The sequence below is a fragment of the Brevundimonas sp. FV1ye29L genome (assembly GCF_058681095.1).
Map to the genome: position 1 here is coordinate 2,790,344 of NZ_CM178730.1, position 13,656 is coordinate 2,803,999.

Here is a 13,656-nt window from a genome sequence, read left to right on the forward strand (position 1 = left end):
TTGATCAGGCCGCTGCGACGCCAGGCGGCCGAACCGTGCCGATCCGGACACCGTCGCAGATGACATGGGCGGCGATGCCGCTGGCGTGGAGACGGAGCAGCGCTTCGGCCTCTCGCAGCGCATCGGCGTCGGTATCGGCCAGCAGAGGCTGCATGTGCGGCGTGGCGAGGATGTCGCGCTCGATAAAGCAGAACCAGGTTTTCAAAAGAGCGCTCCTCGACAGGGGACGGGCGTAACATGGGTCGCCCTCCGGCAAAGTCCGAACGACGACACAGCCAGCACTGAGGAACAGGCAGCCAAGCGAGACCTTGAGCGTTGCCGCCTCATGCCTCCTTCGCCAGACCCCTGCCCGGAACACCGCCCGGAAAATCGTTTTGTCGCTTCGCTGGATCCTGGCGAGGCGCTGGCGCTTCGTCCATTGCTGCGACGGGTGTCAATTGCGGCTGACCGTATCGTCGTCGATCAGGGCGCGCCGGTCACCGAGGTGCATTTTCCGATCGACGCCCAGTTCGCCAATCTGATCCGGTTTCCAGACGGCAGCGCGATCGAGACCGCCGTGGTGGGCAATGAGGGTCTGACGGGACTGGCGCCCTTCATGGCCGATAGGCCCAGCGCCTGGGAAATCGTCTGCCGCGCCTCGGGCGACGCCTGGGTCGCCAGCGCCGCCGCCCTGCGCACCCTGGCGACCGAGCGGCCGGGTTTAATGGTGCGGCTCCTGGCCCTGACCGACCTGTACCAGGCCCAGGCGGCCCAGACAGCGGCCTGTAACGCCCTTCACCCCATCCCGGACCGGATCGCGCGCTGGATCCTGACGGCGCGCGATCTCTCTCCCCACGACACCCTGATCTTCCGGCAGGAGGAGCTGGCGCGCCTGATCGGCGCCCGGAGATCGACCGTCAGCGAGGCCGCTTCGCAGCTCAAGAGGCGACGGTTCATCGCCTATGGTCGGGGAGTCATCCGGATCATCGACCGGCCGGGCCTCGAGGCCGCGGCCTGCGACTGCTACCGGATGCTGCGCCCCCGGCTGGACACCCTCGTCGGCGCTGTAGGACGCGGATAGTTCGGCCGGCGGTCTGCGTTAGTTCGGCTGGCCGACATAGGAACCTCGGGCGGGCAAGCGGCTTTCTGTGGCCTGCCTCAAAGGAGAAACCCCATGGCCGACAAGACCCTCGACACCCTGTTTCACGACACGCTCAAGGACATCTACTACGCCGAGCGCAAGATCCTGAAGTCCCTGCCCAAGATGGCCCGCGCGGCGCAGTCGCCGGAGCTGAAGGCCGCCTTCGAGACGCACAAGGGCCAGACCGAAGGCCAGATCGAACGCCTGCAGCAGGTGTTCGAAATCATCGGCAAGCCGGCGCGCGGCAAGACCTGTGACGCCATCGAAGGCATTCTCGCCGAAGGCGAGGAGATCATGGAAGAATACAAGGGTTCACCCGCCCTCGATGCGGGCCTGCTGGCTGCCGCCCAGGCGGTCGAACACTATGAGATCACCCGCTATGGGACGCTGAAGCGCTGGGCCCTGGTGCTGGGCCTGAAGGACGCGGCCGCCCTGCTGGACGAGACCCTGCAGGAAGAGTCACAGACCGATGAAGACCTGACCGGCATCGCCGACGCCTCTGTCAACGCCGAGGCGATGAAGACCGCAGCCTGATTTCCGATCCGGGCTGACAAAGGGCGCCGCGACCCCGTCGCGGCGCTTTTTGCTGACCGTTAGATATGGATGGCGTGGCCGAGCGCGCGCAGCGTCGCCTCGTGGAAGGCTTCGCCGAGGGTCGGATGGACGTGGATGACGCCCGCCACATCCTCCAGCACCGCCCCCATCTCCAGCATCTGGGCGAAGCTGTTGGACAGTTCGGCGACGTGCTGGCCGACGGCCTGAACGCCCAGCAGGCGGTGGTCAGACTTCGAGGCCAGCACCCGCACAAAGCCGCCGTCCTCGCCCGCCTCGATGGCAAGGGCCCGGCCGATGGCGGCCAGGGGAAAGACGGCGGTGATCACATCATCGCGGCCCTCGACATCCAGCGGGCCGAGGCCGGCGGAGACGATCTCCGGCTCGGTGAAACAGACGGCGGCGATGGTCACCGGATCGAACACGCGGTTATGGCCTGCGATGATCTCGGCGACGATCTCGCCCTGCGCGCTGCCCTTGTGGGCCAGCATCGGCTCGCCGGTCAGGTCGCCGACAGCCCAGACGTTCTTCATCGAGGTCGCACAGCGATTGTCGGTCTTCACGAACGGCCCGGCCATGGCCACGCCCATGTTCTCCAGACCCCAGCCCCGGGTGCGGGGGCGGCGGCCGACAGTGACCAGCACCTTGTCGGCGTCCAGTTGCAGCGGTTCGCCGTCGCGGGTGGTGACGTTCAGCTTGCCGTCGCCGAAGCCACCGGCCCGGGCGCCGAGGTGCAGCTCGACCCCATGCGCCTCCAGCCACTTCATGACCGGATCGGTCAGGGCCTTGTCGTAGAGGGGCAGGATGCGGTCAGCCATCTCGACGATGGCGACCCGGGCCCCCAGCTTGCGGAAGGCGATGCCCAGCTCCAGCCCGATATAGCCGCCGCCGACCACGACCAGTTTCCCGGGCACCTTGTCCAGCGACAGGGCCTCGGTCGAGGAGATGACGTCGCCGCCGAACGGCAGGAAGGGCAGTTCGACCGGCTCCGATCCCGTGGCCAGGATGACGTGTTCGGCGGTGATGCGGATGTCGCCGTCATCCGTTTTGACGGTGCAGGTCTTGGCGTCCGAGAAGTGGGCCCAGCCCTTGATGACCCTGACCTTCGACTTCTTCAGCAGGGCCGCGACCCCGGCGTTCAGCTTTTTGACGATGCCGTCCTTCCACGCGACGGTCTTGGACAGGTCGATCGCCGGCTCCGACGCCGTGATACCCAGCGTCCCGTCCCCGGCGGCCTTGGCCACCGTCTCGAACTTGCCCGCCGCATGGATGATGGCCTTGGATGGAATACAGCCGACGTTCAGGCAGGTGCCGCCGAGGCCATCGCCGCCGTCCACCAGAACGGTCTCCAGCCCCAGCTGGCCGCAGCGGATGCCGGCGACATAGCCGCCGGTGCCGGCGCCGATGATCAGGACTTTGGTCTTGAGGGTCTGGGTCATTGATCTCGTTTCAGCTCGCGGAAGCGCCGCAGGACGCGAAAGGTGTCGGGGGCGTTATCGACCAAAATTACATATCGCCACGCCTCCGATACATCCTCGGGACGTCCAAGTACTGTCACCCCAAGCCCATTTCGAACAATCGGTAGACCGGCGAACTCGCCATACTCGTCAACCGCCGGGTGCAGATTACCGCTCGGGCAGGATGCAAAATACTCGCGTGGAATTGTGATCCGTGCTGGAGCGCCACGTCCCCAGAATGTTCGCGTTCTACGGATCGTCATCGTGACGTCACCATAGCGACCCTCTGGCTGCCGCAGATCCTCAATCACCCCGCGAAACAGCACTGTCGCGCGGTTCAAACTCTGGTCTTCGTAAAACTGCCGACGCTCGATGTAGTCTGGCGGAGGGGTGCAGGCGATCGCCTCGCTCGCTGCAATCAGAAAAGCCGCAGCGAAAACCATCGTGTAAAACTTCATCCGCAGCCTCCCTCCCTCCGCTCATCCCCGCGAAAGCGGGGACCCAGTTCTTTCAAGGGTTCAGCGTCTCGAAGAGATCACGCCAGCCCGGGTTGGTCTTCTCGATCAGTTCCAGCTTCCACAGCCGGTTCCATTTCTTGATCTGGCGTTCGCGAACGAAGGCGGCGTGCCGCGTATCGTGTCCCTCGAACCAGACCAGCATCAGCACATCGTGTTTGGCGGTAAAGCCGCCGAAGGCCTTTCGCTTGTGCGCCGACGCGCGCGCCAGAAGGTTGTCCGTCGATCCCGTGTAGAGCGTCCCGTTCCGCCGGCTGGCCATGATGTAGGTGTAGAAGGCCATCGTAGGTGCTCGCGGCTCTCACTGGGTCCCCGCTTTCGCGGGGATGAGCGGAAAATCTAGTGCTACCCCATCCACAACGTCGCCGGGTGCTCCAGCAGGCCCTTGATCCGCTGGACGAAGACCGCCGCATCGTGGCCGTCGACGATGCGGTGGTCAAAGCTGGAGGACAGGTTCATCATCTTGCGCACGACCATCTGGCCGTCCCGCACCACGACCCGTTCGGCGATCTTGTTGGGGCCGACGATGGCGACCTCGGGGTGGTTGATGATCGGGGTGTGGACGACGCCGCCCAGGGTCCCCAGAGACGTGATGGTGATGGTCGAGCCGGACAGCTCGTCCCGTTTGGCCGAGCCATCCTTCGCCGCGCCCGAGACGCGGGCGATCTCCAGCGCGGTGTCCCAGGGGTCGCGCGCCTCGGCGTGGCGGACCACCGGCACCATCAGGCCGTTCGGCGTCTGGGCGGCGATGCCCAGATGGACCGCGGCATGGGTCGTCAGCACCCCGGCCTCATCGTCGTAGTGCGAGTTGATCTGCGGCTGATCGCGCAGGGCCACGACGATGGCGCGGGCGATGAAGGGCAGGACGTTCAGCTTCGCCTTGCCGGTCTGTTTGGCCTGGGCGTTCAGGTGGGCGCGAAGCTCCTCCAGCGCCGTGACGTCGATCTCCTCCACATAGGTGATGTGGGGGATGCGCCGGACGCTCTCGGCCATCTTCTCCGCAATCTTGCGGCGCAGGCCGATGATGCGGGTCTCGGTCGTTCCCTCGGCCCGGGCGTAGAGGCCGCCCGTCGCCGGAGCCGGTGAACCCTGGGCCGGAGCCCCGCCGCGCGAAACAAAGGCGTCCAGATCCTCATGGGCGATCCGTCCCGCAGGCCCCGACCCGGGCACGAAGGCCAGATCGATGCCGAGGTCCCGCGCGCGGTTGCGCACGGCGGGAGACGCCAGCGGCCGTTCGCTGGGCGCGCGGCCGGTCAGGGCGGGGACAGGCCTGGACGTCTCGGGGGCGGACTTGCCCCCCTCCCCGGCTGCGCGGGTACTCCCCTCGATGGGGGGAGAATGAGGAACGGCGCTCGCCTTCGATCCTCCCCCATTGGGGGAGGTGGCGCGGCGCTCTGGCGCCGTGACGGAAGGGGCCGAAGCAGGCACGGCGGCGGCCGCCACATTCCCCGCCCCTTCCACCGTGAACGACACCAAGGGCCCGCCGACCGGGATCGGCTGGCCGGGTTCGCCGTGCAGGACCGCGACGACACCCGCGACCGGGCTGGTCAGTTCGACCGTCGCCTTGTCGGTCATGACCTCGGCCAGAAGCTGGTCTTCCTCGACCGCATCCCCGACCGACACACGCCAGCCGACCAGCTCGGCCTCGGCCGTGCCCTCGCCCACGTCGGGCAGTTTGAAGACGTAGCTGGCGGTGGGGGCCTCCAACAGCCCCTCCACCGCCTTGCGGTCCCCCTCCCCACTGGCGTGGGGCGGAGACGCGGCCACATCCGTCTCTTCCCCGCGCGCAGCGGGGGGAGGTGGCTCGGAGCGAAGCGGAGAGACGGAGGGGCTCTGGGCCTCGGCCTCCGCATTTCCCTCCCCCTCGACCTCGAACTCCACCAGCGGTCCGCGGACCGGGACCATCAGCCCGGGTTCGCCGTGCAGGGCGGTGACCACGCCGGAGACCGGGCTGGTCAGTTCGACGGTGGCCTTGTCGGTCATGATGTCGGCGACGATCTGGTCCTCGGCGACCGTATCGCCGACCTTCACATGCCAGCCGACCAGTTCGGCCTCGGCCGTGCCCTCGCCCACGTCGGGCAGTTTGAAGACATAGCGGCCCATCTCAGCGCCCTCCCGTCATGACGGATTTCAGGGCGTCGGCGACCCGTTCCGGTCCCGGGAAATATTCCCACTCGAAGGCGTGGGGATAGGGGGTGTCCCAGCCGGTGACGCGCGCGATCGGGGCCTCCAGATGATAGAAGCAGCGCTCCTGGACCAGGGCCGACAGCTCGGCGCCGTAGCCGGAGGTTTTCGGCGCCTCATGCACGATGACGCAGCGGCCGGTCTTCTTCACACTGGCCTCGATCGTCGCGATGTCGAGCGGGACGAGGGTGCGCAGGTCGATGACCTCGGCGTCCACGCCGGCGTGCTCGGCGCCGGCCAGCGAGACCCAGACCATGGTGCCGTAGCAGAGGATGGTGACGTCCGACCCTTCGCGAACGACCCGGGCCTCGCCCAGGGGGATCGCATATTTGCCGGTCGGGACCTGGGCCTCGGGCTGGGCTTTCCACGGGCTGACCGGCTTCTGGTGCCAGCCGTCGAAGGGGCCGTTGTAGAGCCGCTTCGGCTCGAAGAAGATCACCGGATCGTCGTCCTCGATGGCCGAGATCAACAGGCCCTTGGCGTCATACGGATTGGACGGGATCACGACCTTCAGCCCGGCCACATGGGTGAACAGGCTCTCGGGCGACTGGCTGTGGGTCTGGCCGCCGAAGATGCCGCCGCCATAGGGGGAGCGCACCACGATCGGGGCCGAGAACTGGCCGCCCGAGCGGTAACGCAGCTTGGCCGCCTCCGACACGATCTGGTCGTAGGCCGGATAGATGTAGTCGGCGAACTGGATCTCGACGACCGGACGCAGGCCATAGGCGCCCATGCCGATGGCGGCGGCGACGATGCCGCATTCGCTGATCGGGGCGTCGAAGCTGCGGGTCAGGCCGTGCTTCTGTTGCAGCTTGTCGGTGACGCGGAAGACGCCGCCGAAATAGCCGGCGTCCTCGCCGAACGACAGGACATTGGCGTCCTCGGTCATCTTGACGTCGATGGCCGAGTTCAGGGCCTGGATCATGTTCATCGGGACGGTCGCCGCCGTGTCGGGCGCGGTCGCGTCGGGCGTGTGGTCGACCCGATCGGCCATGTCCGGCTCGATCCCGTCGGTGCGGTCGGATTCGGTGAAGGTCTGTTCGTTCATCAGAAAACGCCCTCCACACTCATCGTCATCCTCGGGCTTGACCCGAGGATCGGAGCCAAGGTCTGGCATTGCGTGAAACGTAAGGACAGGGTGGGTCTGGAACCCTGCTGCACCAGCGGTCGAACGTCCGGCCCTCGGGTCAAGCCCGAGGGTGACGGGATATCAAAGCGAGTGTGCATCAGATTCCCACCTCGCGACGTTGTTCGGTCAGGCGCCAGTCCCCGGTCGCATAGACCTCCTCGAACATCTCCTTCACCGACGGGCGCGACTGGCCCAGGGTTCCGATGGCCTCGGCTTCCTTGCCGGCCTGCCGGACCTGTTCGACCGCGTCCTTCAGGGCCTCCTGATGCCGGTCGTCATCCCATTCGCCGATGACGGTCAGGTGCCGACGCAACCGCTCCAGAGGGTCGCCCAGCGGCCATTTGTCGTGTTCGTCGGCGGGTCGGTACCGGCCGGGGTCGTCAGAAGTCGAGTGCGGCGCGCCGCGATAGGTGAACAGTTCGATCACCGTCGCGCCCTGGTTGGTGCGCGCCCGCTCCTCGGCCCACAGGGTCGCGGCCCAGACGGCGAGGAAGTCGTTGCCGTCGACGCGCAGGGCCGGCAGGCCGTAGCCGATGGCCTTGGAGGCGAAGGTCGTCTCATTGCCCCCGGCGATGCCCTGGAAGGACGAGATGGCCCACTGGTTGTTGACGATGTTGAGGATCACCGGGGCGCGATAGACGCTGGCAAAGGTCAGGGCGTTGTGGAAATCGCCCTCGGCGGTGGCGCCGTCGCCGGTCCAGGCGATGGCGATCTTGTCGTCGCCCTTGTAGGCGCTGGCCATGGCCCAGCCCACGGCCTGGGGCACCTGGGTTCCCAGATTGCCGCTGATGGTGAAGAACCCGTAGTCCTTCGCCGAATACATGATCGGCAGCTGCCGGCCCTTGATGGGGTCGGCTGCGTTCGAATAGATCTGGTTCATCATGTCGACCAGGGGATAGCCGCGCGCGATCAGCAGCCCCTGCTGGCGATAGGTCGGGAAACCCATGTCCTCGCGGCTCAGGATCATCCCCTGGGCGACCGCGATGGCCTCTTCCCCCGTGCACTTCATATAGAAGCTGGTCTTGCCCTGGCGGTGGGCGCGATGCATCCGGTCATCGAAGGCGCGGGTCAGGATCATCGCCTTCAGGCCGCGGCGCAGGGTGTCGGGGTCCAGGCGCGGGTTCCACGCCCCGACCGCATTCCCCTCATCGTCCAGAACCCGGATCAGACGGAAGGCCAGATCCAGCATCTGCACCGGGCGGGCATCCACCGGCGGACGATCGACCGCACCGGCGGCGTCAAGCTTCAGGTGGCTGAAGTCGGGCGCGTCGCCCGGCCGGCCTGCCGGCTCGGGTACGCGCAACGACAGGGCCACGGAATTCCGCGCACGCGTGTTCCTGGTCAACCTAGGCCTCCACCATTGGACCCGTCGGTTCGGCTGTTCCGTCCGACTTTTCTTGTGTAACGCCCTGATAGCAGACCGCCGAAGCCAAGGCTTGTGCAAATCCGCCTTGCATTCTTCGGTTTTCGGCTATTTTATTGCGCAATAACGAATATGGGAGAAACGCATTGGCCGACGAACTTGATCCTATCGACGCCCGCATCCTCGACATACTGCAACAGGACGCCGGACTGTCGGTTGCCGAGGTCGCCGATCGCGTCGGCCTTTCGGCCTCGCCCTGCTGGCGCCGGATCAAGAGACTGGAGGATAGCGGCCTCATCCGCAAGCGGGTGACCCTGCTGGACGCCACCCTGCTGGGGCTGGATTTCGAGGTCTACGCCATCGTCAAGCTCAGCCTGCCGTCGAGCGAGAACCTGAAGATCTTCGAGGCCGCCGTCGACGGCTGGCCCGAGGTCGTCCAGTGCGCCACGATCACCGGCCGCGAGGACTATGTGCTGCGCATCGTCACGTCCGACATGCACGCCTTCGACCAGTTCCTGCGCGAAAAACTGCTGACCCTTGGCATCGTCTCGGACTGCGAGAGCCATATCGTCACGCGCGGCGTGAAGAACGTGACCACCCTGCCCCTTGGCATCATCACCCCGCATATCCGATAGTCCTCACGTGGCGCCCCTGAACGAGAGACCTGCCCGATGATCGAAATGGTGATCGACGCCCGTCGCAAGGATCTGGGCGGGTTTGAGGTGGGGCGGATCCTGCCCTTCCATTCCCGGCGCATGGTCGGGCCGTTTATCTTTCTGGACCAGATGGGGCCGGCCGAGTTCGCGCCGGCCTCGGACGCCATCAATGTGCGGCCGCACCCCCACATCGGCCTGTCGACCCTGACCTATCTGTTCGAGGGTGAGATCATGCACCGCGACAACCTGGGCTATACCCAGGCTATCCGTCCGGGCGAGGTCAACTGGATGACGGCGGGCAAGGGCATCGTCCATTCCGAACGCACCGATCCGCTGAAGAAGTCGCAGGGCGGGCCGATGCACGGCATGCAGGCCTGGATCGCCCTGCCCGACGAGGCCGAGGAGTGCGATCCCGGCTTCTTCCACCACGCCGAGGCTGATCTGCCGGCCTATGAGTCCGGCGGCCTTTTCGCGCGGCTGGTGGCGGGCGAGGCCTATGGGGCGGAATCGACAGTGAAGACGTCCTCGCCGCTCTTCTATGTCCACTGGGAGCTCAAGGAGGGCGTCCGCACGGCGCCGCCTCCGGGCAAGGGCCAGGGCGGCATGAGCGAACGCGCCCTCTATGTCGCCAGGGGAAAGATCGAGGTCGCGGGTCGCGAGTTCCATGAGGGTCAGTTGATCGTGCTGGAGCCCCAGGCCGAGCCGACGCTGAAGGCCCTGACCGGCGCCACCGTCATGGCCCTGGGCGGCGAACCGGTCGGCGAGAGGCTGATCTGGTGGAATTTCGTCGCCTCGACCCAGGACCGGATCGACGGCGCCAAGGCCGACTGGAAGGCCGGCCGCATGCACCTGCCGACCGAGGACGACCTGGAGTTCATCCCCCTGCCCGAAGACACCGGCCCCGCCCGCGCGGAACCCGCGCCGGTTGAGCCGAAACCGACGGACCCGGTCTAGACGGAACTGTCCTCCCCGAGCGCAGCATGGGGAGGTGACGCGGCGCGGCTTCGCGCCGTGACGGAGGGGGCGAGGCGGCGCGGCCGGGTTCGCTGCCGTCTCCGACCCGGTCTCCCCCTCCGTCTGCTCGCCAGTGCTCGCATCCACCTCCCCATTCGCCGGGAGGCGAACGGGGAGGACCAGCCGCCTACCGCGTCGCCAGACTGATCAGCAGCAACACCACCAGCAGGACGCACACCCCCTGCCAGAAGCGGACCGGGTCCTTCTCGATCAGGGACAGGGTCTCGTGGCGGCGGACGGCCACGGCCGAGCCGCCTTCCAGCACATGGATCAGCTCCTCGATGTCGGCGAAACGGTCGGCGGGGTCCAGGGCGATGGTGCGCGACAGGGCCGCCTCCAGCCAGGCCGGCATGTCCGGACGGTGCCGGGTCGCGGGAACCGGGCGGTGGTCGAAGCGCGGCCGGCTGTCGGCGTCCACATCGCCCCAGGGATAGGTTTTGGTGAAGATCCGGTACAGGGTCACGCCCAGGGCGAACTGGTCCGAGGCCGCGTCGCCCGGCGCCCCGTCGAACAGTTCGGGGGCCATATAGCCGGGCGTGCCGGGGGCCTCGGTCTCGGCGAACTCCTCGACGCGCGGCAGGCGGGCGACGCCGAGGTCGATCAGCTTCATGCCCCCCTCCTTTTCGAGGATGACATTGTCCGGCTTGATGTCGCGGTGGGCCACGCCCAGCCGGTGCAGGGCCGCCAGCGCCCGGGCCAGCCGGATCGACAGGGCCACGCCGGACTGGATCTCGAACGGTCCCTCATCGGCCAGCCGGGCATGCAGGGTGCGGCCCTCATACAGGGGCTGGGCGATATAGAGACCGCTCTGGCGGCCCGGCTCCAGCGTCAGCACCTTGCCGACCAGGGGACTGTCCACCCGCCGCCCGATGAAGCTTTCGCGCAAGAAGGCCGATCGCGCGCCCTTTTCGGACAGGATGGCGGGCTTGGGGAATTTCAGCACCAGCGGCGACCCGCCCGCGCCGTCGCGCGCTAGGAACAGCCGGGTATAGCGTCCGTCCGACAACAGCCGCTCCAGCACGAAACCGTCGACATTGTCGCCCACGGACGGGACCGGCAGGATCGGCAGCCGCTCGGCCTCGTCGCCCAGACTGTCCCAGTCGACCGTGCCGACCCGGACGACGTCGACCAGCACGGCCGTGGCGTTGTCGCTGGTGCCCTGGGCGCCGGCCGTCTCGACCACGGCGCGGGCATCGGCGTCCGGTGAGCCGCGACGGTTCAGCAGCCGCGTCAGGGTTGGCTCGTCCACCACCCCGTGCACCCCGTCCGAGGTCAGCAACAGCCGGTCGTGCGGCTCCAGCTGCACCGTGCGCACATCCAGCCGGATGTCCTGTTCGATGCCGACGGCGCGGTACAGCACGTGTTTCAGGCCGGGCCGGTCCAGCACATGGTCCTCGGTCAACCGGGTCAGGACGCCGTCCCGGAAATGCCAGGCCCGGCTGTCGCCGACGTGCAGGACCGTCGCCTCGCGCCCGCGCATGACCACGGCGGTAAAGGTGGTCGCCGCCCCCTCCATGGTCGGGTCGCTCCTGGCCCGCGAGTGCAGCCAGCGGTTATAGGCGCGGAGCGCATTCAGCCCGGCCGCCGCCACCCCCGCCATGGGGTTCTGGTCCAGATAGCCGTCGATGAAGTTGCGGACCGCCAGCTCCGACGCCACCCGCCCCGCCTTGCCGCCCGACACCCCGTCGGCGACCACGGCGATGACGCCATTGACCCTCTGTTCCGCCGCCGGCCCGATATGGACGCCGCCGAAGTCCTGATTGTCCGCGCGCGGCCCCCGCTCGGACGCAAAGCCGGCGGCGATCTCCAGTCTGGCTTCAGCGGTCATGACGTTCCCGGCGCGATCCAAGGATCAGTTGCACCGCAACATAAGCAAAAGGCAATCAGGTGGAGCGCCGAAAGCGGGCCCCATCCGGCTTCATGGCCATGGACGAACCCTGGCTATCAGTAGGTCGTGGACGGGGATGGCCTGCCGTAGTCGACCCTCTGCAGCAGGGATTGGCAACGATACTCGCCGGAGCCGAACGAAGGCACCAGGGCGCCGCCCCGTTGGGCGCAGGCCTGGGAATCGGCGGCAAACCGGGCGGTCTGGGCCGAGGGCAGCGTCCGGGTCGCGCAGGCGGAGAGGATCAGGGCGGCGATCATGACGGCTACGGCACGCATGGCTTTCTCCTTTGACCTTGCGCACCGAAACATGAAAGCTGGCTTTCCGCAATCTGACGGGCGTCGCTCAAGCGTGTAGCGCCGCCCATAGCGGGACGCCGTACAGACCTTCAAGGTATCCCGGGAGCGCCGTATGGACCTCGTCCGGCCACTGGGCCTGCCCAATCCGACCATATATGCGCTTTGCCTCGAACCCTGATCGGGTCACAATCCCCGGCGATCCAGCATCCTGCGTCGGGTCGCCTGCCCCCAGGCTGGCGCTGCAATCCTTGCCGTTCTCATGCTCTCAAGGACCCCAGTGATCTGAAGGAGGACATCGTGTTCGTCGCCCGTGTCGCCGCGTTGCTGCTGGCCTTGGCGCTGCCCCGGAACGCAGCGGCGGCAGATCAAACCCTTCAGGCCGCTGACCCGGGCGCCACCCGGGTCGATGATGTCGAGGTCGTCGGCCGGGCCACGCCCGAGGCGGTGCGCGACTTCGTCGGCCGCATCGCCGCGCCTTCGACCGGTCGCAGTCTGGCGCGCTGGCATGGGGATGTCTGTCCCGGCGTCGTCAATCTGCGCGCCGACGTCGCCCAGCCGATCCTTGACCGGATTTCCGACGTCGCGGCCGAACTGGGCCTCCGCACCGGCGCTCCCGGCTGCAAGGCCAATCTGGTCATCCTGTTCACCGACGACGGCGCCGGCATGGCCCGCGAAATGGTGGCGCAGGATCGCTCCCTGTTCCGCATCGGCGTCGGCGGCCTGGACCGCGGCGCGGCGGCCCTGACCGAATTCCAGACGGCGGAACGCCCCGTGCGCTGGTGGCCGCTCAGTGTGCCGATCGACAGCAACACAGGCCGGCGCGCGGTTCGCGTACCCGGCGATCCAACTGGCGGAAAAGTCGACTTCCAGACCGCTGCGGCCTTGGGTTGCGCGCCGGACGATTGTATTGTCCTTGCCGCCCCCGTCATTTCGATCAACGGCGCTTCCCGACTGAACACCCAGATCGAGGAGCATCTCTACAAGACCATCGTCATCGTCGACATCGACGCCATCGGGGCGGTGTCGGCGGGCCAGTTGGGCGACTATCTGGCCATGGTCGGACTGGCCCAGATCGACGCCGAGGCCGACACCGGCGGCTTCGACACCGTCCTGAACCTGTTCGAGGACCCGCAGGTCGTCCCCGGTCTCAGCGACTGGGACCGGTCCTATCTGAAGGCCCTGTACGGCTCGACCTCGATGCGCCGGTCGCCGGGCGCACAGGCGACAGCCGTGGCCAACCTCATGACGCGCGACCGGGTCGCCCAGACCGATACGCCCCCGGAATAGCGGCGGGGCCTGAAGTCCCTTCCGGACCCCGGATCGCCGCATTGGCCGCATCCGACCGTTCCTGCTGGAGCCTGCCCCCGGCGCCGGGCATGGGCGCCGACAGGAGCCCGGCGGTTGCACGGCGCTCAAACCTGTCCCTGCCGGGCGGCCAAGTCGACAGGATTGCTAGTCCGACGGCGTTTCTCTACGGATATT

At 67.3% G+C, this 13,656-nt stretch carries 14 protein-coding genes; 5 read left to right on the forward strand and 9 right to left on the reverse strand.

Annotated elements, in window-relative coordinates:
• Positions 1–4: 4 nt before the first annotated feature.
• Positions 5–205 carry a hypothetical protein gene (locus tag ACW17W_RS13665; RefSeq protein WP_492077445.1) on the reverse strand — a complete coding sequence of 67 codons (201 nt, stop codon included), beginning with the start codon at positions 203–205 and terminating at the stop codon, positions 5–7.
• Between the two features lie 225 nt (positions 206–430).
• Between ACW17W_RS13665 and ACW17W_RS13670 the strand changes: the two genes are divergently transcribed.
• Both ACW17W_RS13670 and ACW17W_RS13675 read left to right on the forward strand, forming a co-directional pair.
• A complete protein-coding gene (locus ACW17W_RS13670; RefSeq protein ID WP_492077446.1) occupies positions 431–1,060 on the forward strand; it encodes a Crp/Fnr family transcriptional regulator in 630 nt (209 codons plus the stop codon).
• Positions 1,061–1,153: 93 nt separating this feature from the next.
• Positions 1,154–1,654: a YciE/YciF ferroxidase family protein gene (locus tag ACW17W_RS13675; protein WP_492077447.1), complete on the forward strand. Its 501-nt coding sequence runs from the start codon at positions 1,154–1,156 to the stop codon at positions 1,652–1,654.
• Between the two features lie 59 nt (positions 1,655–1,713).
• On the opposite strand, the gene lpdA is transcribed toward ACW17W_RS13675, so the two are convergent.
• From lpdA to ACW17W_RS13705, 6 genes are all read right to left on the reverse strand, one after another.
• Complete coding sequence (gene lpdA / locus ACW17W_RS13680) at positions 1,714–3,111, reverse strand: dihydrolipoyl dehydrogenase (RefSeq protein WP_492077448.1); 1,398 nt, start codon at positions 3,109–3,111, stop codon at positions 1,714–1,716.
• Positions 3,108–3,587 (reverse strand): hypothetical protein, encoded by a 480-nt coding sequence (locus ACW17W_RS13685; RefSeq protein ID WP_492077449.1) that lies wholly within the window; start codon positions 3,585–3,587, stop codon positions 3,108–3,110. The genes lpdA and ACW17W_RS13685 overlap by 4 nt, the downstream gene beginning before the upstream one ends.
• Positions 3,588–3,639: 52 nt before the next feature.
• Positions 3,640–3,927, reverse strand: a complete 288-nt coding sequence (locus tag ACW17W_RS13690) for a GIY-YIG nuclease family protein (RefSeq protein ID WP_492077450.1) — start codon at positions 3,925–3,927, stop codon at positions 3,640–3,642.
• Between the two features lie 62 nt (positions 3,928–3,989).
• Positions 3,990–5,747 carry a dihydrolipoyl dehydrogenase family protein gene (locus ACW17W_RS13695; protein ID WP_492077451.1) on the reverse strand — a complete coding sequence of 586 codons (1,758 nt, stop codon included), beginning with the start codon at positions 5,745–5,747 and terminating at the stop codon, positions 3,990–3,992.
• 1 nt (position 5,748) lies between these two features.
• Positions 5,749–6,876, reverse strand: a complete 1,128-nt coding sequence (locus tag ACW17W_RS13700; protein ID WP_492077452.1) for an alpha-ketoacid dehydrogenase subunit beta — start codon at positions 6,874–6,876, stop codon at positions 5,749–5,751.
• A 178-nt stretch (positions 6,877–7,054) separates the two neighbouring features.
• Positions 7,055–8,302, reverse strand: coding sequence for a 3-methyl-2-oxobutanoate dehydrogenase (2-methylpropanoyl-transferring) subunit alpha (locus ACW17W_RS13705; RefSeq protein WP_492077453.1), 1,248 nt, complete (start codon positions 8,300–8,302; stop codon positions 7,055–7,057).
• 164 nt (positions 8,303–8,466) lie between these two features.
• Between ACW17W_RS13705 and ACW17W_RS13710 the strand changes: the two genes are divergently transcribed.
• Both ACW17W_RS13710 and ACW17W_RS13715 read left to right on the forward strand, forming a co-directional pair.
• Positions 8,467–8,955 (forward strand): Lrp/AsnC family transcriptional regulator, encoded by a 489-nt coding sequence (locus tag ACW17W_RS13710; protein WP_492077454.1) that lies wholly within the window; start codon positions 8,467–8,469, stop codon positions 8,953–8,955.
• Positions 8,956–8,991: 36 nt separating this feature from the next.
• Positions 8,992–9,930, forward strand: coding sequence for a pirin family protein (locus ACW17W_RS13715; RefSeq protein ID WP_492077455.1), 939 nt, complete (start codon positions 8,992–8,994; stop codon positions 9,928–9,930).
• Positions 9,931–10,117: 187 nt separating this feature from the next.
• Here the strand turns inward: ACW17W_RS13715 and ACW17W_RS13720 are convergent, their stop codons facing one another.
• Positions 10,118–11,818, reverse strand: coding sequence for a bifunctional protein-serine/threonine kinase/phosphatase (locus tag ACW17W_RS13720; protein WP_492077456.1), 1,701 nt, complete (start codon positions 11,816–11,818; stop codon positions 10,118–10,120).
• Positions 11,819–11,934: 116 nt separating this feature from the next.
• Entirely contained in the window at positions 11,935–12,153 is a 219-nt protein-coding gene (locus tag ACW17W_RS13725) for a hypothetical protein (RefSeq protein WP_492077457.1), read from the reverse strand.
• A 318-nt stretch (positions 12,154–12,471) separates the two neighbouring features.
• Here ACW17W_RS13725 and ACW17W_RS13730 point away from each other — a divergent pair, with 318 nt between their 5' ends.
• Positions 12,472–13,461: a hypothetical protein gene (locus ACW17W_RS13730; RefSeq protein WP_492077458.1), complete on the forward strand. Its 990-nt coding sequence runs from the start codon at positions 12,472–12,474 to the stop codon at positions 13,459–13,461.
• Positions 13,462–13,656: the final 195 nt, after the last annotated feature.

Coding starts and splice junctions, on each gene's coding strand:
- ACW17W_RS13675 (WP_492077447.1), top strand. CDS start 1,154: ATGGCCGACAAGACCCTCGACACCCTGTTTCACGACACGCTCAAGGAC.
- lpdA (WP_492077448.1), bottom strand. CDS start 3,111: ATGACCCAGACCCTCAAGACCAAAGTCCTGATCATCGGCGCCGGCACC.
- ACW17W_RS13685 (WP_492077449.1), bottom strand. CDS start 3,587: ATGAAGTTTTACACGATGGTTTTCGCTGCGGCTTTTCTGATTGCAGCG.
- ACW17W_RS13690 (WP_492077450.1), bottom strand. CDS start 3,927: ATGGCCTTCTACACCTACATCATGGCCAGCCGGCGGAACGGGACGCTC.
- ACW17W_RS13695 (WP_492077451.1), bottom strand. CDS start 5,747: ATGGGCCGCTATGTCTTCAAACTGCCCGACGTGGGCGAGGGCACGGCC.
- ACW17W_RS13700 (WP_492077452.1), bottom strand. CDS start 6,876: ATGAACGAACAGACCTTCACCGAATCCGACCGCACCGACGGGATCGAG.
- ACW17W_RS13715 (WP_492077455.1), top strand. CDS start 8,992: ATGATCGAAATGGTGATCGACGCCCGTCGCAAGGATCTGGGCGGGTTT.
- ACW17W_RS13720 (WP_492077456.1), bottom strand. CDS start 11,818: ATGACCGCTGAAGCCAGACTGGAGATCGCCGCCGGCTTTGCGTCCGAG.
- ACW17W_RS13725 (WP_492077457.1), bottom strand. CDS start 12,153: ATGCGTGCCGTAGCCGTCATGATCGCCGCCCTGATCCTCTCCGCCTGC.